Raw genomic sequence first — 20066 nt, 5'->3', positions numbered from 1 at the left:
GTACGTTGGCGGTGTTCATTTATTACGTATAGAGTAGCGTCGAATGTTCATCTATCAAATAGGAGCTGAATCGGTAAGGGTAGGATAAGAACTTCTCTTCCTCTTTAATGAAATAAGGATGGTCGAGTATGGCAAAGCCAGGTTTCGAATTCGCTTCAAACAGCCAAACATGACCGTCCGCGTCAATCCCAAGGTCAAATCCGATTTCTCCTAACGGTTGTTCTCCTTCTATCTGTTCCACCGCCTTGGCAAGTTCGAGTGCGACTTTAGTCAGTTTCTTTCTAATCTTCTCCTCCTGATCTTTCCCAAATACTTCTTCTAGCGTATGCAATGACCCGCCTCGTTTTACATGGGTGGTGACACTGCCTTTGCCGGCGAACTTGGTACAAATCGCTGTGACCTCCCACTGATTTCGCTCATTCTTATTGGTATGAACCCTGAAATCCATAGGGGTTTTCCGTTTCGTCATTAACTCAATCTCGGGTTGAACGATGGTTCCATATAAGCCGCTCGGATATTGTTGTTTATAGAGCTCGGAGAACTGGTGATATCGTTGGTGGATATTCTTCTCACCTTGATAGTACTCACATTCATACACACGATTGCTTGAATTGATGCTTAATTTCTTGATTCCTTCCCCTTTACTACCGTTGATTGGCTTTACGTACAAGCTTTTGTGTTTGTGCAACAATCGTTCTAGCTTCTCTTCACTTGGATGGAGAATGGTCAAGGGGAGAAAGTAGTTCACTTTTGGGTTTTTCTTTAGCTTGTCGTAAATCCGCCACTTGTTAAAGAAGCCGCTATTAAACCACTTGGCTTCATCACGCAACTGCTCCTTCATATCTTTAACGCTTGGATGGTGTTCCACTTTCCGATTCGGAATTCGGTCGTAGATAACAGTGGGGAGAGGAAAGTCTTGTTGAACCCACTCTCCGTCCTGATACGTAAATCCTCTAATGGCTTTGCCAGCAAGTACATGCTGGTATCCAAACACAACGGTATCGAATCCGAGATGTGCGCCTGATTCAGTCATGGACTGAAAGATGCGTGTACGTTCACCGAGTGGTGCAGCATGCCCATCATCAAAGCCAGCTGTATAGATACCGAGCAACTTTGGAAGGAAACAGGTGTTGTGTTGGATTCGTATGGAAATAGGTGTGCTTCGTTGTGAGAAGAGAAGTTGCCCGCTAACTCCCTGCGACAAGTAGATGGTAGCTTCATCCTTTTGATGAGTAAGAAGTTGAACCGAGATTGAACGATTGCCGTATTGGATACTCTCCACGTGTTGGAACGTAGCTAAATGAGATTTCGGAACAATAAGTTTAGGTTTCTGGCTTTTGTACAATTCAACTTTATATACATAGGAGTCCATAAGGTGATCCTCCTTTATCCACTTCAGTTTCTACTAATTATATGTGGGGAATTGGAGGAACATGTCACGATGACTTACGTTCAGGGACGCGTTGTACTATACTAGAACGGTAATCAATAGAAAGAGGTAGATGGAATGAACGTGTTGATAGTAATTCTGATTATGATTGCCGTTGGTGCATTAATTGGGGGGCTAACGAATTCGCTAGCCATTAAGATGTTATTTCGACCTTATCGCCCAATCTATTTATTTGGTAAGCAGCTCCCATTTACGCCGGGGCTCATCCCGAAACGTCAGGAAGAATTAGCAAGACAGCTAGGGAAAATGGTTGTCGAACATTTGCTGACGCCAGATGGCATTAAGAAGAAATTTGATGACCCGCAGTTTCAACAGAAGATGACTTCTTATGCGCAGGAAGAAGTGGAGAAGGCGTTAACGACTGAGAAGAGTTTGCGTGAGGTCTTACAGTCAACAGTTGGCCTTTCAGAGGAAGACCTGCGTGGAAAGCTAAATACGTTTATTAGCGACCGCTATAACGAAACGATGGACCACTATCGTTCATTGCCAATTCAAAGCGTGCTAAAAGATGAATGGAAACAAAAAGGGGAGGAGAGTCTTCCGAAGGTAAGTGCCTATATCCTACAGTCCTTAGATGCATATGTTGCAAGCGAAGAAGGAAAGGATAAGCTCTCCTCACTTGTGAATGAATATCTAGGTAACCAAGGATTCTTAGGAAACATGATTTCCTCGTTCATGGGCAATGTAAACTTAGCGGAGAAGGTACAGCCAGCGATAAGTGGTTATTTACAATCTTACGACGCGAAGCAGTGGCTAACGTCGTTGCTGAAAGAAGAGTGGGACAAGTGGATGGAGAAGCCTGTCCGTGAAGTGGAAGAGCAAATTGGAGCAGATGCCATCATTGAATCGGTGACATCATTAGTGAACAATGCACTTCCCATTACAACATGGCTCGACCGTTCCATTCGTGAACACACGGCTCCTATACGACCGGTCATCTTACAGGACCTCGTTCCTTCTGTACTCTATAAGGGTGGTAGCTATGTAAGTGAGCGAATTCCTGAACTGATGACAGAGTTGAAGCTTGAAGAAGTAGTGCAGAGTGAAGTAGAGTCATTCTCTGTGCAACGTCTAGAAGAGATGGTACTTGGCATTTCGCGTCGTGAATTTAAGATGATCACCTATCTTGGGGCATTGTTAGGTGGCTTTATCGGACTACTCCAAGCTATTATTATCCAGCTGATTGGTTAGATTACCGTTTTCCTATACATGCGTCGTTACGTTTGTTATAGTGGGAAAAGATGAAATGAAAGCAACACTTAGGAGGTACAAATCATGGCAAATATTTATGATGTAGCATACGATCTAGAGAAAGCAGTACGCAACAGTGAAGAGTTCACTGGTTTGAAAGAAGCTTATGAAGCTGTAATGGCGGACCCTGAAGCGAAAGAAATGTTCGACAGCTTCCGCAACACTCAAATTGAGCTTCAACAAAAGCAAATGCAAGGTCAAGAAATCAGTGAGGAAGAAGTTGAACAGGCACGTGGCATCGTTGAGAAAGTTCAACAACACCCACAAATTTCTAAACTAATGGAACAAGAACAACGCTTGAACCAAACAATTAATGATATTAGCCAAATTATCACAAAGCCTCTTGAAGAGCTTTATGGTACAGTAGACGGCAGTCAACAATAAGGATTGAAGAGAGTCTCACAAATGTGAGGCTCTTTTTTTGTGGTATCTACTTCGTATTGCAGGTTTCGACTGTTCATTTCCCGAACATATAGATTGTAGAAAGGCATAAAAGGGGGATGAAATGATGAGTTATTTTCGTTTAGTTCGTAAAAGTGGTGTTTCCCATTTGAAATTCACAAGACCCGATAAGCTAAATGCATTAAATCATGAGGCGTTGCGTGAGTTGAAGGAGCATATTCGAGATATTGAGGACAATGATGATTTAATTGTCTTGCTCTCAGGTGAAGGCAATGGCTTTTGTGCTGGTGGCGATGTGTCTATGATGGAAGACGTAAGCGGCGAACACTCATTCAATAATGTAATGAAGGACATTGAGGATATCGTCATTCAATTTTACCTCATGCCGAAGCTTGTAATCTCTGCTGTACATGGACCAACTGTCGGTTTAGGGCTCAGCCTAGCGTTGTCGACAGACTATGTAATTGCGAAAGAAGATGCCAAGCTATCCATGAACTTCATTGGTGTTGGGTTGCTTCCAGATGGCGGCGGGCATTTCTGGCTACAGGAACGCTTAGGTACTCAGAAGGCCAAGCGCTTAATTTGGGAAGGGTCTTCCTTTAATGGACAGGCTGCCTATGACGTTGGACTCGTTGATGAGGTGACGGAAGAAGACGTAGAACGTGCAGGATTAAAGCTAGCGCAGCGTTGGCAGAGTCAACCACTTCAAGCTATGATTGGGACGAAAGAAGTCTATCATCGCCAGAAGTTTGAGCGGTTGAAAGAACTGTTAGAGCAGGAGCGGATGTGGCAGTACGAATTGCGTCATACGGAGGATCATAGAGAGGGTGTACAGGCCTTCTTACAGAAACGCTCACCAAATTTCAAAGGGAAGTAAGATAAAGAAAAGGACCAACAGATGGAGAGTTGGTCCTTTTCTATCGGTGGAAGAGCACCATATGTCCATCAGGTGCGACACAGCGATGGGTTTGGTCCTCATAGCCTGCTTCCTCAAGTCGATTCGTACCTATTTGTTTGGCATCGTGGTCATTTGGAGCTTCAAATGTTTCTTCTAGTAACTTGGTCCCGTCTTGCTTAAAGACAGTTAGTACGTATGCTTTCATTATTCATTCGCCTCCTTATGTGTAATCATTCGTGAAGGTGTTCTTTGATTCCTGCTTTGTCGAAATAAATAGAATCCTATATTTTACAAAGAAATATAGGAAATTCCATTCTATCTATTCCCGATTTCTAGTAATATAAAAGATTGAATAAGAAATTATTACCTAAGGGGGGCTAAATATGACGCTAGAACTTCGGCAAGTAACGAAGCAATTCGGTAAACATACTGCTGTAAATGGGTTGAACTTACAAATCCCAGAGAATGAAATCTTCGGATTCCTAGGTGGGAACGGAGCGGGTAAGACAACAACGTTCCGCATGATTCTTGGCCTAATCGACCAGTCTAATGGAGACATCTCATGGAATGGACAGCGTATTGATTACTCTAGAAGTAACGTCATAGGGTATTTACCCGAAGAACGTGGGTTATATCCCAAGATGAAAGTTAAGGAGCAATTGATTTACCTTGGTAACTTACGCGGCATGCGTACAAGGGAGGTCATTGAAGAGTTAGATAAATGGCTTCTGCGCTTTAAAGTTCCGGAGTATAAGGATAAGAAAGTGGAAGAACTATCAAAAGGAAATCAGCAAAAGATTCAATTCATTTCTGCCGTTATACATAAACCAAAGTTGTTAATTCTGGATGAACCATTCTCAGGGCTTGACCCCGTTAATGTCGAGCTTCTTAAGGATGCGGTTGTAAGCTTAAAGGAACAAGGAACTTCCATCGTATTTTCTTCACACCGAATGGACCACGTGGAGGAACTATGTGAGAACTTGTGCATTCTGCAAAAAGGGACACCAGTCGTTCATGGTCGTCTAAAGGATATTAAGCGATCCTTTGGTAAGAAGAATGTGCGTATTAACGCCGATTTCGACGTATCTTTCTTAAAGGATCAACAAGGGGTCGTGAAATACAAGCAAATGCAGGATGGGTGCGAAGTGCAAATTGAAAATGAGGGCATTTCCCAAGATTTATTGGCAGCCCTTCAAGGCAAAGGGTTCGTACGGAAGTTTGAGCTTGAAGAGCCTTCCCTAAACGACATCTTTATTGAGAAGGTAGGTGCTTCTTATGAGTAAATTTCTAATCGTATTTTGGTACACCTTTCTAACAAAGCTAAAGTCGAAAACGTTTATCATCACGACGTCCTTATTCCTGTTAGTCGTTATTGCAGGTACAAACTTTCAAAGCATCATGGGACTGTTTGAGGGGGATGAACAGAAGCTTGAACAAATTGCGGTTCAGGATGAGTCCGGTGAATTATTTACCCCTCTTCAAGAACAAGTGGTGTCTGACCAATACGAACTCATTGAATATAGTGAGAGTGGGGAAGAAGCGAAGGATGCGGTTATTGAAGGAGAGTACGCAGGCTACTTAGAGCTTCGCCTTGGGGAATCAGGGCTACCGGAAGCAACGTACTTTGCGAAGAACTTAACGTCTAACAACTACGGAAATTCGTTGACTGGATTTCTTCAACAGTTAAAGACTCAGTATGCAACGAGTCAGCTGAATGTTGATTCTCAGTTGCTACAAGAAGCGTTCGCACCTGTTGCTTTCGAGACAACGACCCTTGAAGAAGGGGCAAAGACACAAGAAGAACTTGGTCGAGCGATGGGCATTGTGTATGTCATTGTCCTCTTGCTTTATATTACGATGATTATGTATGGAACGATGATTGCGACTGAGGTTGCGACAGAGAAATCATCACGTGTCATGGAAATCCTAATCTCGAGTGTTTCTCCTGTAAAGCAAATGTTTGGTAAGATCCTCGGTATTTGCTTATTGGGAATCGTGCAGCTCTTGCTCATCGCGGTTGTTGCATTTATCTCAATCCAAGCGAACGGTGGAATTGAAGCTACAGCGGTAGGCGAATTTATAACGATGGATGGGATGGAGACGACACTAGTCTTATACGGAGTCCTTTTCTTTATTCTAGGCTACCTTCTTTATTCAACGTTAGCAGCCATGCTAGGGTCTCTTGTTAGTAAGACAGAAGAAGTGAACCAAATCATTACGCCATTGATGCTTTTGATTATTGCTGCATTTATGCTAACGATGACTGGATTTGCGAACCCAGAGGCGAAATATATTGAAATCTGTTCTTTCATTCCTTTCTTTACGCCGTTACTCATGCTGCTTCGGATCGGAATGGTTTCACCACCAATGTGGCAAATTCTCATTAGTATTGTGCTATTAATTGCAAGTATCGTTGCCCTCGGATACTTTGGAGCTCGTATTTACCGAGGAGGAGTTCTGATGTACAATCGTACTTCTCTATTCAAAGATATCCGTCAGGCCATCACACTTTCGAAAAAAGAACGAAACACATCTAACTAACAACATAACACAGCGGAGATTACTCTCCAGCTGTGTTATGTTTTTTATACTGCATATTATTGGTTTGGTTCTCTGGTTCATCACGGAACTTATCGACAGGTCCGTTTGTAGGGCCTTTCACACTAGCGGCGCTCTTACCGCGTTGGGAAGGGTTTTTCTTTTGCTTTGGCATCCTAATCACCTCAGTACTAGCATGTCCGCTCTGCTAGGCCCTATGTATGAATTCATGTGAAAAGGTTTCAAGATTCATGTGAGAAGGGAAAAGAAGTAGAAGAATCACGAACATTCTGTATAAGGTTGTGAGGAAAGGTCTAAACTACTAGAATAACCGCCGTGACGCTATTATGCATACAGAACGTGTAGACCTTACGAAAAAAACTGATTAAATTTTAATTTTTATTTGTCATGACCTCGCACATTTGGAATAATAGTGATAAAATACGTTAGGTACATGCCGAATAATGCAAGTGGAGGGTCGTCCATTGCCAGATATAAATAAAAATCAAGAATGGACAAAGTACGAAGAAACCATTGAAAAGTTTATTCAGGTGATTGCGAAGAATATGGGTGTTTATGGGATTACCTCATCTGTAGGTCGTCTATATGGAACGCTCTACTTCTCAGACGAACCGATGACACTAGATAATATGCGCGATGCCCTCGAAATGAGTAAAACGAGCATGTCTACTGGTGTTCGTACTTTGAGTGAGATGAAGATGGTCGAACCATCGTTTAAGAAAGGTGTACGTAAGGATCTGTATAAATCTGAAGAAGATTGGTACAAGTCATTCACGTCACTCTTTGGAAACAGATGGCGCCACTATACAGAAACAAACATGGAAGAAGCCGATGAAACAATTGCTGAACTGCAACTGATTTACAAGAAGACGGAAGACGAAGACCTTCGTGAGAAGATCCAGTCTGATATCGACCGTCTAGAATATGCGAAAAGCTATTACCGTTGGCTCATGCGCTTTATCCGAGTAGTGGAATCAGGCGAGATATTTAAATACGTACCGAAGGAAGAATTTCCTGAGGACGACTAATGGTAGAGCGTGAATTGACACGCTCTTCTTTTTGTACTTAATTATGGGGAGGGTTATGGGATGAATCCAGGAATCAGCCAATATGCTGTAGGAGACTCATTTGATGGGTTCCTGCTAATTAAATCAGCTACGAAAGGAACTGCTAGTAATGGCAAGCCTTTCTTAACACTTATAGTAAAAGACCAATCAGGTGAGATTGAAGCGAAGCTGTGGGACGCTACGAAAGAAGATGAAGCCACATACCTCCCAGACCAAATTGTGAAATTCCACGGTGAGATTACACAATTCCGCAACAAGCCCCAGTTGAAAATCTTTAATGCTCGTTTGGCTCAGCCTACAGATGGGGTGAAGCTAGATGACTTTCTAGAGAAAGCACCTGTTAGTCGGGAAGACCTCATGGAGTCGATTACAGAACGTATCTTTGAGATGAGTAATCCTAACTTACAACGCATTACACGACATTTCGTTAGCAACTACCAAGAAGGTTTACTAACCTATCCAGCTGCAGTGAAGAATCACCACGAGTATGTGTCTGGATTGGCTCATCATGTAGTCTCCATGTTGAACCTTGCGAAATCACTGGTTGATTTGTATCCAGACCTTAACAAAGACTTACTTTACGCTGGAGTTATTCTCCATGACCTTGGGAAGCTACGGGAATTGTCAGGGCCGGCGACACCGTCCTATACGCTTGAGGGTCAGCTATTAGGCCATATTCCGATGATGATGGATGAAATTGGAGCTGTGGCGAAGGAACTTGGGATTGAAGGAGAAGAAGTGACGATGCTTCAACACATGATCTTAAGCCATCATGGCAAGGGAGAATGGGGAAGTCCGAAGCCGCCCCTTATCCGTGAAGCAGAGATTCTTCACCAGATTGATAACATTGATGCAAAGATGAACATGTTAAACCGCGCCTTAGAGAAAGTACAACCTGGAGAATTTACAGACAGAATGTTTGCGATGGACAATCGCCGTTTCTACAAGCCGTTGTTCACGGAACCGTCTTAGAAGAGGTAGAGAGAAGGGGTTGGAATGAGGCTGCGTGACTGGGACCAGAATTTGAAAATTCGCCTTCTAGGAGAAGGGATGATGAATTTTCTATTCTGGTCTTTTTTTCCGTTTATGACGATTTATTTCAAAGGGGCATTTGGAGACCGTACAGCAGGTCTTCTTCTCATTGTGTCCCAATCATTTGTTGTTCTTGCTAATTTAATCGGAGGCTACTGTGCAGATCGATTCGGACGAAAGCGTATGATGGTGCTCGCCGTGTTGGGGGAGTGCCTTGCATTTATGCTATTCGCCACTGCCAATTCGCCTTTCTTATACTCGCCCGTTATGACGTATCTCGCCTTTGGCTTCCTTGGGGTTGCTCAGTCTCTTTACTGGCCGGCTTCACGAGCTATGGTTGCGGACGTCGTGCCTAAGAGTGACCGTGCCGATGTGTTTGCTGTATTCTATACAGCCCTAAATATTGCGGTAGTGGCAGGGCCGTTGATTGGAAGTATCGTCTTCTATCAGTATCGATTCGCAACCTTGTTGACAGGGGTGTTTATTACCATTTCACTGGCGGTTCTGTTGCAAGTGAAATTGGAAGAAACCGCCCCCGTCTTGAAGAAGCGTCGTGAAACGAAAGTTCCATGGTATAAGGCTATTGGGCAAGAACTATCCGACTATGGTGTCATTGCGCGTGACCGGACGTTTCTGTTGTTTATCGTTGGTGGCGTTCTTGTTTCTCAAGCGTTTCTTCAGCTAAACGTTTTACTTGCGGTTTACACGAGTGAAGTCGTAGAGGAACAGACGTTGCTTGCAGTTGGAGATTGGACACTTACCGTATCTGGTCCAGAAGCCTTCTCGCTTGTCTTAGCGGAGAATGGTTTACTTGTCGCATTGTTTACTGTCTATGTAACGAAAGTGATGACACGTTTCAAAGAGAAATGGGTGTTTATTGGGTCGAGCTTGCTTTATGCTGTGGCGATGACCGCTTATGGGATGACAGAGAGTGTTCTTGTATTCATGTTGGTCATGGGCGTGTTCACGTTCGCTGAATTAATGATGGTGGGCATCCAGGAGAGCTTTGTGTCCCGCGTAGCTCCTGAGGACAAACGCGGGCAATATTTCTCTGCTTCTAGCTTACGCTTCACCTTAGGCAGACTCTTAGCGCCGGTAAGCCTTGTATTGACGGATACCTTTACCTACTCAACCGTCTTTTCTATTCTTGGTGGGTTATCCGTTTTGAGTGCGTGTGTGTTCTACTGGATGTTCTACCGTTTGGAACAGGAGCAGGGAGTGAAAGCATAATTGCATGTGTTCTAGCATACCTTGTACTAGAAATAGGACGAGGGGGAGCAAGTATGATCGCACAAATCCCGTGGTGGGTGTTACTCGTTATTGCATTTACACTATTCAGTGGGTATATGGCGTTTCGAGCCAACCGTGATGAGTATCAGTTAAATCAGAGGTATATTGAGCAGGAAGGTCAAAAGTATATGGATCGGATTCAAGAAGAGAAAGAGAAGCGAGAGCAACAGCGCGTATCCGGAACGTAAATAAAGAGCCAAGCGGAATTCCGCTTGGCTCTTTGTCTTTATTCTTCAGATGATTCATCTGTGGATTCTTCAGAGGAACCTTCTTCTGTTGATTCACCAGACTCTTCAGAGTCAGAGGATTCATTCGATTGGTCGAAGGATTCTTGAAGGTCTTCATACCCGTCCACTTTGATGTCAATCTCTGCATCTTTAAGCAATTTGTTCATTTTCTCTTGAACGGCGGCTTGGTCCACGTTCTGGGTCTTCAGCTCACGTTCGATTTGGTCTTTCATGTCTTCTAGTGGTTCAACGTCTTCTTTCTCACGTTTGTCCGTCACTTTAATGACATGCCAGCCGAATGAAGATTGTACAGGTTCGCTTACTTCACCTTTCTCAAGGTTATAAGCAGCATCTTCAAAGGCAGGGTCCATTTCACCAGCACTGAAGAAGCCTAAAGAACCGCCTTCAGTAGAAGTTGGGCCAGTAGAGTATTCCTCTGCTAGTTCAGCAAAGCTCTTGTCGCCTTCATCTACTTTCTGCTTCACTTCTTTCGCTGTTTCTTCATCTTCAACTAGGATGTGGCTTGCTTCAATTTCTGTAGACATACGGTCATAGCGTTGTTGAATGTCTTCATCAGACACTTCTACGCCTTCAGTGGCAGCTTTCTCTTGAAGAAGGCTTGTCTTTAATGCGTCGCGTAAGTCATCTTCAGATTGAAGGCCGTTCTGTTGAAGAACTTGGTCGAACTGTTCTTCACCATATTGGTCTTTAATGGATTGAACTTCTTTGTCAATCTCTTCTTCAGATACTTCATACTTATCGTTAAGAACTTCAGTAATGATCATCTGTTGAAGTACTTGTTTCGCATTTGGCTGATTCTTAAGTTCTTCGTAGAATTGCTCCTCTGTTACATTTCCGTTCTTCGTTTCAGCAACGGTTTCAGACGAATCTGCCTGTGTACAAGCAGATAATGAAAGAATTCCAACTGCTAGTCCAGTTGCTAATGTCATCTTCTTCATCTGTTAAGACACTCCTAATCTGTTGTATGTAATCGGTTGTGCTACTAGGGTGACCCGACCCTTGCAATAATATAACATACTTTGTCAGAAAACAATAGGACTGTAGGGGCCATCGTAAAACTTTTCAAAAAATAGACAACCGCCTATTCGGGCAAGGTCTTCTTTGCATACGATAACGTAGCGCTAGCAAAGGAGGTGTTCTACATGAGTGGATACGGATACGGTGGAGGATTTGCGTTAATCGTAGTATTGTTCATCTTGTTGATCATTGTTGGTGCTGCATACTTGAGCTAGGAGCTTTCAGAAGGTGGACTTCTTGTAAGTCTGCCTGCAAAATAAAAAAGGAAGCAGTTCGCCTGCTTCCTTTTTTATGCGTATAAATTCTCTACATAAGATGAAATGAGTAATATGGTTATGAGAATATTAATGGTTCGAAACACTTTTGGTTGCTTTTCGTTCGCCATTTCCGTCTTTATACACAATGAATGAGTTAAAGAATTAAACACGAATAACACAATTAGCGCAAATGGTACAAAGAATATAGTCAAAATCGTGAACCTCCTTTTGCACCTATGCAATTACTGTATCAAAAAATGTAAGACTTGAACAGAAAAAAGTGGCGGGAATTAAATAGGGTATGCCAACGATGTGACATACCCAATATACGTGTTAGACCTCTGTATTCTGAATCAAAATGTCATACCCATCTTTTGCGTTTTCAATGATGCACTTTCTCGGAGCGCGGAGAAAATGACGGACACATAGAAAATCGAAGAACGATAGCCCAATGTTTATGCACGTAAACAACAAAATATAGGCAAAATAATTTGGAAATACATAGCAGGCAATTAGGCCTGGTATGGTTAACAGTAAGGTAGGAGCTAGAGCCATAAGAATAGAAGTCTTCTTAGATAAGGCACTGTTAGCTCTATAACGAAACGTGGGTAAGAACCCTCGTTTAAATTTCCATTGTACTCGAACGCGCTTGTTCAGAAGTACGAGCGGAAGGATGTGTGTGAGCTTGTGGATGCTAGGCAGCAGGAACAAAGCCAGTGCCAATGGTAAGAGACCATGATCCTCAAGCGCAGGCTGGTGATGAATCATTGAGAATGGAACATACAAGAACATAAAGGAAAATGTTCCGAGTAAGAATGAAACCATAAAGATTCGATCAGAACCAAAATCTTTGTTGATGTTAACCGTTTTCCAGCAGTTTAGGTTCATACCCACGGCCCCCTTTACTGTGACATTTAGTTGTAAAATATAGTAGAATGAAGATAGCAGAATCGGTCTTCCGTTTGCGTAACTCCTATGGAATAATACGATGTTTTACGGAAGAATTCAATAGGCTGAATGTAAAAAAATAAAAAGCATTTTCGCTTACATGGTTAAGGGGCTGAGAAAGCCTATTGTGGCGCCTTGGAAGGTTATTAAAGAGGAGAGAAATTTGTTGGTGGCAGATGGGGAACAGAAGGGTAAAGAAGTCGAACAGTTGGATTTCTACATAAGATTACTTGTTTCAATGGAACAGTTTGAACAGTATCCATTTACCAGAATGATTATTCAGAATGGTTTAAATGAAGAAGAGTACCAGGAGCTGCTAAGATTACTGGAACGATTAAATGCTGAATTAGTCAATCTAAAGCACGATGGTATGATGGATTTTACGAAGCTCCTGATACACTTTGCAGGAATGTTGAATGTGAAACTTCATCCTGATGAAGTTATGGATGCCCTTATTTCTCAACAGATGTATGTTGACTTAATGAAGACATTCAAGCACATAAAGGCCCAGAAACTATTCTGACGTTGTTTCGTCTGAATTAGATTCTTGGGTCTTTTGTGTTAATTCGTCCTCATCTAGGTACTCATATTCGATGCTCGACATCGTACGCTCGAATATCTCCATATAATCATCCCCATACATCTTCCGAACAACTGCTGACAGGTCCTGGAATTCAGGGAACTTACCATACATTTCTTTCAACGGCATCGAGCCTTCAAGTAACGAATTACTCTCAGGCTTGTACGATTTCATCGTTTCAAGCAACAACTCTTCGCCTTCCTTTGTAAGTTGAATATACGTATTTCGTTTATCATTCTCTCGTTTCGAGAACGTTAATAAACCACGTTCTTCAAGCTTCTTCGAGAAGTTAAAGGCTGTTGACACGTGCATCACGCCAAACTTTGATACTTCAGAAACACTTGCGCCATTTAAATGGTAAGAAATCCATAATATGTGGTGTTCATTAATATTGAGATCAAAGGGCTTAATCCACTTCTGCCAATCTTTTTCGATGGATTTCCATAAGGCTTTGCTTAGCTGTGCCATTTTATGACTAAACATGATGGCTTCTTTCATGGAGTATTCATTCTTCATTTTATCGCCTCTTTTCCTCAACAAGCAGTAAGTTAGACCTCCCTTAATTATGACAAGAAATAATCTTTCTATAAAGTTCGAATATGTTGGATTTCGAATTTTTTTTGGTTTTTAAGGTAAATAACTACGACAGCAAGTCGTAAATGAGAGGAAAACGTTATAGGAAGAAATGATTTAAGCATAGAAAAAGCCTCGGCTGCACCGAGACTTCTTATGTACTTCTAAAACGTTATTCCGGATATAAATCTTCGAAAGCGTTCTCAATTAATTGATGGAACTCAAGTATGTCTTTAAGTCGTCTTCTCAAATGATTTAGCTCTTTGTCGTTGTCGGTAGCATGATCTTCCACTTGTTCCTGAATGGTCTGAACAGACTTCATTTGCCGATTGCAAGCCTCTGTCCAACGACTAATGTATGTCGACATGAATCGTTTAAATAACGATTCATTGGCTTGGTATAAATCTTTCCGAACTCCTTTTTTCCACACTCGTTCAACGAGATTCAAATCAAGCAGGCTTCGTATCCCTGTACTCATTGATGTCTTACTCTTTCCTAATGCTTCGCTCATCTCATCTAATGTCATCGGTTTCCCTTCAATGTATAGACTGACGAATAGTCTTGCTTCGGCTGGTGTAAGCCCGAACATCTCAAGCGTTTTAGAAAATTCCATGATCGTTTGGGCTTGTGCGTTTTGTAAAAGTTCAGTCGATTCCACTTTTTCCATGGAAGGAACCTCCTTTTTCCATTCTATTATTAACCATACATGAATACGTAATTTTTTGAAAATATGAAATAGATAAGCATTTAAAAGCAAATGGAAGTAAAAAAGAGTATTTAATGTATTGAGGATATACAGTATAAACTGTACGTTTTATATAAACGAAAATGAATGTATTTAAAGTTTGTGTAATTTGTAAAGTTCGTAATATAGTGTAAAAGGCGATAACAAAGCGACGTGCTTTCAATAGATGATTCATAAGTCGCAGTCGAAAAGATGGAGAGGTGAAGAAAGTGCCGATCATTGAAGTTGAAAACTTATCAAAAATATTCGGTAAGAACCCGAAACAAGTTCAACCTTTATTAGATCAAGGACTTAAAAAGGATGAAATTCTTCAACAGACAGGGAATACTGTCGGAGTTAACCGAGCAACATTCGAAGTAGAATCAGGCGAAATATTTGTCATTATGGGATTATCCGGTAGTGGTAAATCTACACTCGTTCGTTTATTAAACCGTCTCATCGAGCCAACAGAAGGAAACGTGTACATAGACGGGGAGAACCTCGCAAAAATGAATAAAAAAGACCTTCGTCGTATCCGACGTGAGAAAATGAGTATGGTCTTCCAGAAGTTTGCGCTATTCCCTCACCGTACCATTCAATCAAACGCTGAGTTTGGCCTTGAGGTACAAGGAATGGACAAAGAAGAGCGAAAGAAAAAGGCGAGAGAATCACTCGATTTAGTAGGATTAGGCGATTACGTAAAGCAAAATCCAGGACAGTTATCAGGTGGAATGCAGCAACGTGTCGGACTTGCGCGTGCGCTTGCGAATGACCCTGAAGTTCTGCTTATGGATGAAGCGTTCTCCGCACTTGACCCTTTGATTCGTAAGGAAATGCAAGATGAATTGCTTGATTTACAGGAAAGAATGCAGAAGACCATTATCTTCATTACCCACGATTTAGATGAGGCGCTACGAATTGGCGACCGCATCGCACTAATGAAAGATGGTTCAATTGTGCAAGTAGGCACGCCAGAAGAAATTCTTGTGAATCCAGCTAACGATTATGTAGAGAAGTTCGTTGAAGATGTTGACCGTTCGAAAGTGTTAACAGCTCAACAGATTATGAAGCGCCCAGAGACGCTTAATATTGATAAACATGGACCGAACGTTGCCCTAGAGCGCATGCGTGAGGAAGGCATATCAAGTATTTATGTCATCGACCGTCAACGTAATCTGAAAGGATACGTTACAGCCGATCAAGCATCCATGGCGAAGAAACAAAATGAGAACAACCTTTCTCAAATTCTACAGACGGACGTTCCAACTGTAAGTATGGATACCTCATTGAATGATATATTCGATATCATCCATGACTCGCAAGTACCAGTGGCTGTTGTAGAAGATGGGAAACTACGTGGAATTATCGTTCGTGGAGCTGTAATTGCTGCTCTTGCGGGAAATGAGGAGGTCTTCAACAATGAACTTTATGCCGAAAATTCCATTAGCTGATTGGATTTCTAGTGCAACTGATTGGGTTCAGGAAACGTTCTCATGGTTATTTGAACCCTTACGTGAAGATTTTGGCGACTTTATTGAGATATTTGCAGAAGATTGGTTGATGGGGATTCCGCCATGGCTATTCATTCTAATTGTCGGAGTTATTGCGTTTGTCATCTCGAAGAACGTGGGTCTTACCGCTTTCTCAGTAATTGGGTTATGGTTCATCTATAATCAGGAACTTTGGTCTGATTTAATGAATACGTTCACGCTCGTCATCTTTGCGAGCTTGATTAGTGTCATCATCGGTGTTCCATTTGGAATACTGATGGCGAAGAATAAAGTGGCTGAACGGATTCTAACGCCAGTTCTTGACTTTATGCAGACGATGCCTGCTTTCGTATACTTAATCCCTGCCGTTGCTTTCTTTAGTATCGGTATGGTTCCAGGCGTATTCTCCTCGGTTGTCTTTGCCACACCACCAACGGTTCGATTTACAAACTTAGGAATTCGCCAAGTTTCTAAAGAATTAATTGAAGCATCTGATTCATTCGGAACAACTGGTACACAGAAACTCTTTAAAGTGCAGCTACCGATGGCGCGAGCGACGATTATGGCAGGAATTAACCAGACTGTCATGCTAGCCCTTTCAATGGTTGTTATTGCCTCCATGATTGGAGCGAAAGGACTCGGTCAGACAGTAATCACGGGACTGCAGAGGGCGGAAGTTGGAACAGGCTTTGTTGCTGGACTTGGTATTGTAATCCTAGCAATCATTATTGACCGTTTCACACAAAGCATTAGTTCACAGAAAACGCAATAGTACCTCCACATCGAGGATGAGGAGACTATATAGAACAAAACTATGTAATAAGGGGAGATTAGTAGATATGTTTAAAGGAAACTTGAAACAGATCGGTATGGCAGCAGGATTGTCACTTACGTTAATCGCAGCAGGATGTGGATCAGATGATGCTTCTTCTGATGGAGGTTCTGAGAGTATTGGTGAACAACTAGACTATGAAATTACAGCAATCGAAGCCGGAGCTGGGGTCGTAAAGGCAGCGGAGAAGGCCGTTAGTGCGGATGGCTACGATTTATCTGAATGGGAAGTTGCTACATCTTCAAGTGGTGCCATGACACAAGAATTAGAGAATGCCTACAAAGATGAAGAACCAATTATTGTTACAGGGTGGTCCCCACACTGGAAATTCTCGAAGTACGAGCTTGAATACTTAGAAGACCCAGAGAAAGTATTCGGAGCTGAAGAACAAATTAAAACGATGGCACGTCAAGGATTAGAAGAAGACATGCCAAATGCATACACAATCCTAGACCAATTTGCTTGGACAACAGAAGACATGGAAGCTGTTATGCTTGAACGTCAAGAAGGTACAGAAATTGAAGAAGCAGCGAAGAATTGGGTTTCAGATAATGAAGAAGAAGTAGCTAAATGGACTGAAGGAGCAGAAGAAGTAGACGGCAAGAGTATTGAACTTGTTTACGTGAACTGGGATTCAGAAATTGCCTCAACGAACGTCATTAAAGAGGTTCTAACCCAGCAAGGCTTTGAAGTAGAAATTACAGCACTTGATAACGCGGGACAATGGGAAGCCGTTTCCTCAGGTCAAGCAGATGCAATGGTAGGTGCTTGGTTGCCAGGAACACACGGTGACCTGTACGAAGAGCATAAAGAAAGCTTGGCTGACTTAGGTGCCAACCTTGAAGGTGCTAAGATCGGACTTGTAGTTCCATCTTACATGGACATTTCTTCTATTGAAGATTTGAAATCTGAATAAAGAACGGTTACATCCTCCTCGCCTTTTGGTGGGGAGGATTTTTTCATAAAGGAAGGTAGAGTTCGTCTAAGGTTGTGTTATGAAATCGAACAAAAACATAAAAATGTTAATAAGCGGAGTGTTGTAAATGTTGACTAATAGGGGACCGATTTAAGTATGTTTTTAATCCTGCTCTACGTGTTGCTACCTTTGTTCATTCTCGCGGGGAAGTAAATCAACAATCTGGAGAAATTGTATGAGTAACAGCTGAATAAATAGAAAGAACCCATGCTCGTTGTCAGGAGCATGGGTTCTTCATAATTACGTAGTCGTTTGTTCGTCTTCTCTTACTTTCTGTTCAAGGTCTTTTAAGCTGGTTTCAATATCTTGTAAATGCTTTTGGATTTTACGTTGGTGTGGCTCTACGGTTTGTTTCCACGTCTCCAAGGATTGACGAAGCTCTTGAGATAAGTCTTTTAACATGGCAGCTCCTTCTTTAGAAGTAGCTGTAATCTGTTCTGATAGCTGCTTTCCTTCCGTAATGAGCTGCTCCCATGTATGTTTCATACTTTCACCTTTGTTTTTCGCCTCTTGCCGCAGTTCTGTACCAGAAGAAGGGGTGCTAAGTAAGGTTGCGGTCGCGCTTACTACACCACCGACGAGGAATCCAATCATAATTGATTTGCCTTTGCCCATGTGAACCACTCCTTTCTACCTCTTATTATATCGATTTTCCCAACAACTGTTTAGATGTAAACAGAAAAAAGAGCAAGCTCGTTAGAAATTGTTTACGTATGTCTACTAGTACGTTTCCATGAATAATGGTTTGGGATACATGAGAGGTGTGATCTGTTGTTTGTATATGTTTTCCAATTGGAAAGTGATTAAGGAAATGGGTGGCGTCTTGAACGTTTACTTCTATTATATGGGGGAGATTACGGGTGAAGAATGATTATCTTCTTACACCGTTTTATGGGGTGGGAGAGGCTCAATTCGCTATGCAGAAGGATTACCTTGAAGGATTCGCTCATCCACTATTTATTGAAGGACATATGGATTGAGGAAGATATGAGTCAAACTTGAACGAAAGAAAGGAGAGTTGACGTATGTCTTCCTATCTACGTGGAGCGAATGGAGGAGGAGTGATATCCGGATTGTGAGAGCAATAAAAAAGCCCTCCTATTTATAGGAGGGCTCAAGCATTATGCTGCTTTCTGGGAAAGACTCGTGCGACTGAAAATTTGTTGTACAATTGGATATATAATCGTCATGAGTACTGTATTAATAACTGCTGTTGGAAGTACAATGGCTGTGAATAGTGCTAGGAATCCACCTTCTGCTCCAAGGACAATTAGTCCAATGAACAAGAAGATCGATCCGCTAATGACTGTGCCAATAAACGTAAGGACAGAAGCCAATACTTTCTTGTTGGCTACTTTTTGAGTTGCTTTAAGCAAGGCAAATACAACAAGGGCAGTAAGAGGCTTGTCAATAATATTGGCGAGTTGTCCACCTGGGAATGTTGTTGTAATGGCAGCAATGGCACCTGTAACAAGTGACAGGAGCATGACGTAAGGTAGCTGCGGGAATAGCAGGATACCTATAAACATCATGACAAGCAACATGTCAAGCTTCATTCCGAACAACGCAGGTGGTGAAACAATGTGCAATACGGCCCCAATCCCAACTAACAATGACAGCATAATCAATACTCGTGTGTCTAATTTCATCATTCATCTCTCCTCATCTATTCTGAACTCTTCTAAAGAGCACCTTCCAGCTGTGTCCTCTTGACCAGCTGCGAAAGATAATCTCATTATAACAAACTATACCTAAAAGTAAATTTAATTGTGCTTACTGCTCCGTGTAGATGGCGTTCGAGATGGAGCGTGCAATGTCTTGTAGTTGGTCGTTTGAATAGGCGTCACTATGCGTTTCCCACTTTGGAACAAATCCATCTTCTTCGCCGTAGCGTGGAATTAAATGGATATGTAGGTGGAAGACGGATTGACCTGCTGCCTCTTCATTGTTATTTAGAATATTAATTCCTGCTGGTTGGAAGGCTTCTTTCATGGCATTAGCAATCTTCGGTACGCGCGAGAACACTTTCTCAGCGATGTGAGCGTCCGTTTCATAAATGTTCTTTGTGTGTTTCTTCGGAATGACAAGCGTGTGTCCCTTTGTTACTTGGCTAATATCTAGAAATGCGTACACGTCTTCATCCTCGTATACACGTGCGGATGGAATTTCTCCGTCAATAATCTTACAGAAAATGCAGTCTTGGCTCATTTCTACTCCTCCTCTTTCCGTTTCGTTACCGCTATCGTATCAAACTTACGAGTAGGAAACCACTTCAACCCCACCACACAAAAAAAGAACAGAGCGCCAAAGACGCTCTGTTCTGTGAAGGACAACAAGGGCGGAGAACCGAATCGCTTCCACACGGGTGGGGGTCCACCTAGAGAATGAGCACACGTAGGAGTTACTCATTCAAATCGTGATCGGAAATCCCTAATATGCCTGCCGTCAACACCTCATTTGTCATGAATGTGT

General features: G+C 42.2%; 25 protein-coding genes. 14 read left to right on the top strand and 11 right to left on the bottom strand.

The features are described 5' to 3' along the window. Nucleotides 1-22: 22 nt before the first annotated feature. Complete coding sequence (locus H513_RS0108130) at nucleotides 23-1372, bottom strand: YheC/YheD family endospore coat-associated protein (protein ID WP_026800296.1); 1350 nt, start codon at nucleotides 1370-1372, stop codon at nucleotides 23-25. Nucleotides 1373-1507: 135 nt separating this feature from the next. Here H513_RS0108130 and H513_RS0108125 point away from each other — a divergent pair, with 135 nt between their 5' ends. From H513_RS0108125 to H513_RS0108115, 3 genes are all read left to right on the top strand, one after another. Next, complete coding sequence (locus H513_RS0108125) at nucleotides 1508-2641, top strand: DUF445 domain-containing protein (RefSeq protein WP_026800295.1); 1134 nt, start codon at nucleotides 1508-1510, stop codon at nucleotides 2639-2641. An 84-nt stretch (nucleotides 2642-2725) separates the two neighbouring features. Continuing rightward, nucleotides 2726-3085, top strand: coding sequence for a YlbF/YmcA family competence regulator (locus H513_RS0108120; protein ID WP_026800294.1), 360 nt, complete (start codon nucleotides 2726-2728; stop codon nucleotides 3083-3085). A 124-nt stretch (nucleotides 3086-3209) separates the two neighbouring features. Further along, entirely contained in the window at nucleotides 3210-3980 is a 771-nt protein-coding gene (locus tag H513_RS0108115) for an enoyl-CoA hydratase (RefSeq protein ID WP_026800293.1), read from the top strand. A gap of 40 nt (nucleotides 3981-4020) precedes the next feature. Here the strand turns inward: H513_RS0108115 and H513_RS0108110 are convergent, their stop codons facing one another. Further along, nucleotides 4021-4206, bottom strand: a complete 186-nt coding sequence (locus H513_RS0108110; RefSeq protein ID WP_026800292.1) for a YhzD family protein — start codon at nucleotides 4204-4206, stop codon at nucleotides 4021-4023. A gap of 178 nt (nucleotides 4207-4384) precedes the next feature. Between H513_RS0108110 and H513_RS0108105 the strand changes: the two genes are divergently transcribed. Together H513_RS0108105 and H513_RS0108100 are read left to right on the top strand one after the other, a co-directional pair. Continuing rightward, complete coding sequence (locus H513_RS0108105) at nucleotides 4385-5284, top strand: ABC transporter ATP-binding protein (RefSeq protein ID WP_026800291.1); 900 nt, start codon at nucleotides 4385-4387, stop codon at nucleotides 5282-5284. Next, nucleotides 5277-6542 (top strand): ABC transporter permease, encoded by a 1266-nt coding sequence (locus H513_RS0108100; RefSeq protein ID WP_026800290.1) that lies wholly within the window; start codon nucleotides 5277-5279, stop codon nucleotides 6540-6542. The genes H513_RS0108105 and H513_RS0108100 overlap by 8 nt, the downstream gene beginning before the upstream one ends. 19 nt (nucleotides 6543-6561) lie before the next feature. On the opposite strand, the gene H513_RS21545 is transcribed toward H513_RS0108100, so the two are convergent. Continuing rightward, nucleotides 6562-6714 carry a YuzL family protein gene (locus H513_RS21545; protein ID WP_154655209.1) on the bottom strand — a complete coding sequence of 51 codons (153 nt, stop codon included), beginning with the start codon at nucleotides 6712-6714 and terminating at the stop codon, nucleotides 6562-6564. 319 nt (nucleotides 6715-7033) lie between these two features. Here H513_RS21545 and H513_RS0108090 point away from each other — a divergent pair, with 319 nt between their 5' ends. From H513_RS0108090 to H513_RS0108075, 4 genes are read left to right on the top strand one after another with little or no spacing between them, the layout of a single operon-like run. Further along, entirely contained in the window at nucleotides 7034-7588 is a 555-nt protein-coding gene (locus H513_RS0108090; protein WP_407946603.1) for a GbsR/MarR family transcriptional regulator, read from the top strand. Nucleotides 7589-7648: 60 nt separating this feature from the next. After that, nucleotides 7649-8599, top strand: coding sequence for a 3'-5' exoribonuclease YhaM (gene yhaM, locus H513_RS0108085; protein ID WP_026800288.1), 951 nt, complete (start codon nucleotides 7649-7651; stop codon nucleotides 8597-8599). A 24-nt stretch (nucleotides 8600-8623) separates the two neighbouring features. Next, on the top strand, nucleotides 8624-9889 hold the full coding sequence (locus H513_RS0108080) for an MDR family MFS transporter (RefSeq protein WP_026800287.1): 1266 nt from the start codon (nucleotides 8624-8626) through the stop codon (nucleotides 9887-9889). 53 nt (nucleotides 9890-9942) lie between these two features. Continuing rightward, nucleotides 9943-10137, top strand: coding sequence for a sporulation YhaL family protein (locus tag H513_RS0108075; protein ID WP_026800286.1), 195 nt, complete (start codon nucleotides 9943-9945; stop codon nucleotides 10135-10137). Between the two features lie 38 nt (nucleotides 10138-10175). Here the strand turns inward: H513_RS0108075 and H513_RS19830 are convergent, their stop codons facing one another. Beyond that, nucleotides 10176-11135, bottom strand: coding sequence for a peptidylprolyl isomerase (locus H513_RS19830; protein ID WP_036769500.1), 960 nt, complete (start codon nucleotides 11133-11135; stop codon nucleotides 10176-10178). Between the two features lie 204 nt (nucleotides 11136-11339). Here H513_RS19830 and H513_RS21200 point away from each other — a divergent pair, with 204 nt between their 5' ends. After that, nucleotides 11340-11429, top strand: a complete 90-nt coding sequence (locus H513_RS21200) for a YjcZ family sporulation protein (protein ID WP_081658223.1) — start codon at nucleotides 11340-11342, stop codon at nucleotides 11427-11429. 74 nt (nucleotides 11430-11503) lie between these two features. On the opposite strand, the gene H513_RS22070 is transcribed toward H513_RS21200, so the two are convergent. Both H513_RS22070 and H513_RS0108055 read right to left on the bottom strand, forming a co-directional pair. Next, nucleotides 11504-11683, bottom strand: a complete 180-nt coding sequence (locus H513_RS22070; protein WP_026800285.1) for a hypothetical protein — start codon at nucleotides 11681-11683, stop codon at nucleotides 11504-11506. Between the two features lie 121 nt (nucleotides 11684-11804). Beyond that, nucleotides 11805-12359 (bottom strand): DUF3267 domain-containing protein, encoded by a 555-nt coding sequence (locus tag H513_RS0108055; protein WP_036769502.1) that lies wholly within the window; start codon nucleotides 12357-12359, stop codon nucleotides 11805-11807. Between the two features lie 160 nt (nucleotides 12360-12519). Between H513_RS0108055 and H513_RS0108050 the strand changes: the two genes are divergently transcribed. Continuing rightward, nucleotides 12520-12942 (top strand): DUF1878 family protein, encoded by a 423-nt coding sequence (locus tag H513_RS0108050; protein WP_081658222.1) that lies wholly within the window; start codon nucleotides 12520-12522, stop codon nucleotides 12940-12942. Here the strand turns inward: H513_RS0108050 and H513_RS19825 are convergent. Continuing rightward, entirely contained in the window at nucleotides 12934-13515 is a 582-nt protein-coding gene (locus H513_RS19825; RefSeq protein ID WP_036769506.1) for an HTH-type transcriptional regulator Hpr, read from the bottom strand. The two genes, H513_RS0108050 and H513_RS19825, sit on opposite strands and share 9 nt — an antisense overlap. A gap of 229 nt (nucleotides 13516-13744) precedes the next feature. Beyond that, nucleotides 13745-14239 carry a GbsR/MarR family transcriptional regulator gene (locus H513_RS0108040; RefSeq protein WP_026800282.1) on the bottom strand — a complete coding sequence of 165 codons (495 nt, stop codon included), beginning with the start codon at nucleotides 14237-14239 and terminating at the stop codon, nucleotides 13745-13747. Nucleotides 14240-14526: 287 nt separating this feature from the next. Here H513_RS0108040 and H513_RS0108035 point away from each other — a divergent pair, with 287 nt between their 5' ends. From H513_RS0108035 to H513_RS0108025, 3 genes are all read left to right on the top strand, one after another. Further along, nucleotides 14527-15747 carry a quaternary amine ABC transporter ATP-binding protein gene (locus H513_RS0108035; protein ID WP_026800281.1) on the top strand — a complete coding sequence of 407 codons (1221 nt, stop codon included), beginning with the start codon at nucleotides 14527-14529 and terminating at the stop codon, nucleotides 15745-15747. After that, nucleotides 15716-16558 (top strand): ABC transporter permease, encoded by an 843-nt coding sequence (locus H513_RS0108030; RefSeq protein ID WP_026800280.1) that lies wholly within the window; start codon nucleotides 15716-15718, stop codon nucleotides 16556-16558. Before H513_RS0108035 ends, H513_RS0108030 begins: the two co-directional genes overlap by 32 nt. A gap of 67 nt (nucleotides 16559-16625) precedes the next feature. Beyond that, a complete protein-coding gene (locus H513_RS0108025; RefSeq protein WP_026800279.1) occupies nucleotides 16626-17534 on the top strand; it encodes a glycine betaine ABC transporter substrate-binding protein in 909 nt (302 codons plus the stop codon). Between the two features lie 300 nt (nucleotides 17535-17834). Here the strand turns inward: H513_RS0108025 and H513_RS0108020 are convergent, their stop codons facing one another. The 3 genes from H513_RS0108020 to H513_RS0108000 all read right to left on the bottom strand — a co-directional run bounded on the left by H513_RS0108020 (nucleotide 17835) and on the right by H513_RS0108000 (nucleotide 19802). After that, on the bottom strand, nucleotides 17835-18209 hold the full coding sequence (locus H513_RS0108020; protein ID WP_026800278.1) for a YtxH domain-containing protein: 375 nt from the start codon (nucleotides 18207-18209) through the stop codon (nucleotides 17835-17837). A 506-nt stretch (nucleotides 18210-18715) separates the two neighbouring features. Beyond that, a complete protein-coding gene (locus H513_RS0108005) occupies nucleotides 18716-19243 on the bottom strand; it encodes a tryptophan transporter (RefSeq protein WP_036769509.1) in 528 nt (175 codons plus the stop codon). A gap of 124 nt (nucleotides 19244-19367) precedes the next feature. Beyond that, nucleotides 19368-19802: an HIT family protein gene (locus tag H513_RS0108000; protein ID WP_026800276.1), complete on the bottom strand. Its 435-nt coding sequence runs from the start codon at nucleotides 19800-19802 to the stop codon at nucleotides 19368-19370. Between the last annotated feature and the right edge of the window lie 264 nt (nucleotides 19803-20066).

Source organism: Pontibacillus halophilus JSM 076056 = DSM 19796 (assembly GCF_000425205.1).
Taxonomy (GTDB): domain Bacteria; phylum Bacillota; class Bacilli; order Bacillales; family BH030062; genus Pontibacillus_A; species Pontibacillus_A halophilus.
This window is presented reverse-complemented; position numbering and strand designations above follow the sequence as displayed.

What these genes read in the sequence shown, in the direction of transcription:
- H513_RS0108115 (WP_026800293.1), top strand. Translation starts at nt 3,210, where the DNA reads ATGAGTTATTTTCGTTTAGTTCGTAAAAGTGGTGTTTCCCATTTGAAA.
- H513_RS0108120 (WP_026800294.1), top strand. Translation starts at nt 2,726, where the DNA reads ATGGCAAATATTTATGATGTAGCATACGATCTAGAGAAAGCAGTACGC.
- H513_RS0108075 (WP_026800286.1), top strand. Translation starts at nt 9,943, where the DNA reads ATGATCGCACAAATCCCGTGGTGGGTGTTACTCGTTATTGCATTTACA.
- H513_RS19825 (WP_036769506.1), bottom strand. Translation starts at nt 13,515, where the DNA reads ATGAAGAATGAATACTCCATGAAAGAAGCCATCATGTTTAGTCATAAA.
- H513_RS0108030 (WP_026800280.1), top strand. Translation starts at nt 15,716, where the DNA reads ATGAACTTTATGCCGAAAATTCCATTAGCTGATTGGATTTCTAGTGCA.
- H513_RS0108055 (WP_036769502.1), bottom strand. Translation starts at nt 12,359, where the DNA reads ATGAACCTAAACTGCTGGAAAACGGTTAACATCAACAAAGATTTTGGT.
- H513_RS21545 (WP_154655209.1), bottom strand. Translation starts at nt 6,714, where the DNA reads ATGCCAAAGCAAAAGAAAAACCCTTCCCAACGCGGTAAGAGCGCCGCT.
- H513_RS0108100 (WP_026800290.1), top strand. Translation starts at nt 5,277, where the DNA reads ATGAGTAAATTTCTAATCGTATTTTGGTACACCTTTCTAACAAAGCTA.
- H513_RS0108050 (WP_081658222.1), top strand. Translation starts at nt 12,520, where the DNA reads ATGGTTAAGGGGCTGAGAAAGCCTATTGTGGCGCCTTGGAAGGTTATT.
- H513_RS0108040 (WP_026800282.1), bottom strand. Translation starts at nt 14,239, where the DNA reads ATGGAAAAAGTGGAATCGACTGAACTTTTACAAAACGCACAAGCCCAA.
- H513_RS0108080 (WP_026800287.1), top strand. Translation starts at nt 8,624, where the DNA reads ATGAGGCTGCGTGACTGGGACCAGAATTTGAAAATTCGCCTTCTAGGA.
- H513_RS0108005 (WP_036769509.1), bottom strand. Translation starts at nt 19,243, where the DNA reads ATGAAATTAGACACACGAGTATTGATTATGCTGTCATTGTTAGTTGGG.
- H513_RS0108130 (WP_026800296.1), bottom strand. Translation starts at nt 1,372, where the DNA reads ATGGACTCCTATGTATATAAAGTTGAATTGTACAAAAGCCAGAAACCT.
- H513_RS0108105 (WP_026800291.1), top strand. Translation starts at nt 4,385, where the DNA reads ATGACGCTAGAACTTCGGCAAGTAACGAAGCAATTCGGTAAACATACT.
- H513_RS0108020 (WP_026800278.1), bottom strand. Translation starts at nt 18,209, where the DNA reads ATGGGCAAAGGCAAATCAATTATGATTGGATTCCTCGTCGGTGGTGTA.
- H513_RS0108000 (WP_026800276.1), bottom strand. Translation starts at nt 19,802, where the DNA reads ATGAGCCAAGACTGCATTTTCTGTAAGATTATTGACGGAGAAATTCCA.
- H513_RS21200 (WP_081658223.1), top strand. Translation starts at nt 11,340, where the DNA reads ATGAGTGGATACGGATACGGTGGAGGATTTGCGTTAATCGTAGTATTG.
- H513_RS19830 (WP_036769500.1), bottom strand. Translation starts at nt 11,135, where the DNA reads ATGAAGAAGATGACATTAGCAACTGGACTAGCAGTTGGAATTCTTTCA.
- H513_RS0108025 (WP_026800279.1), top strand. Translation starts at nt 16,626, where the DNA reads ATGTTTAAAGGAAACTTGAAACAGATCGGTATGGCAGCAGGATTGTCA.
- H513_RS0108125 (WP_026800295.1), top strand. Translation starts at nt 1,508, where the DNA reads ATGAACGTGTTGATAGTAATTCTGATTATGATTGCCGTTGGTGCATTA.
- yhaM (WP_026800288.1), top strand. Translation starts at nt 7,649, where the DNA reads ATGAATCCAGGAATCAGCCAATATGCTGTAGGAGACTCATTTGATGGG.
- H513_RS0108110 (WP_026800292.1), bottom strand. Translation starts at nt 4,206, where the DNA reads ATGAAAGCATACGTACTAACTGTCTTTAAGCAAGACGGGACCAAGTTA.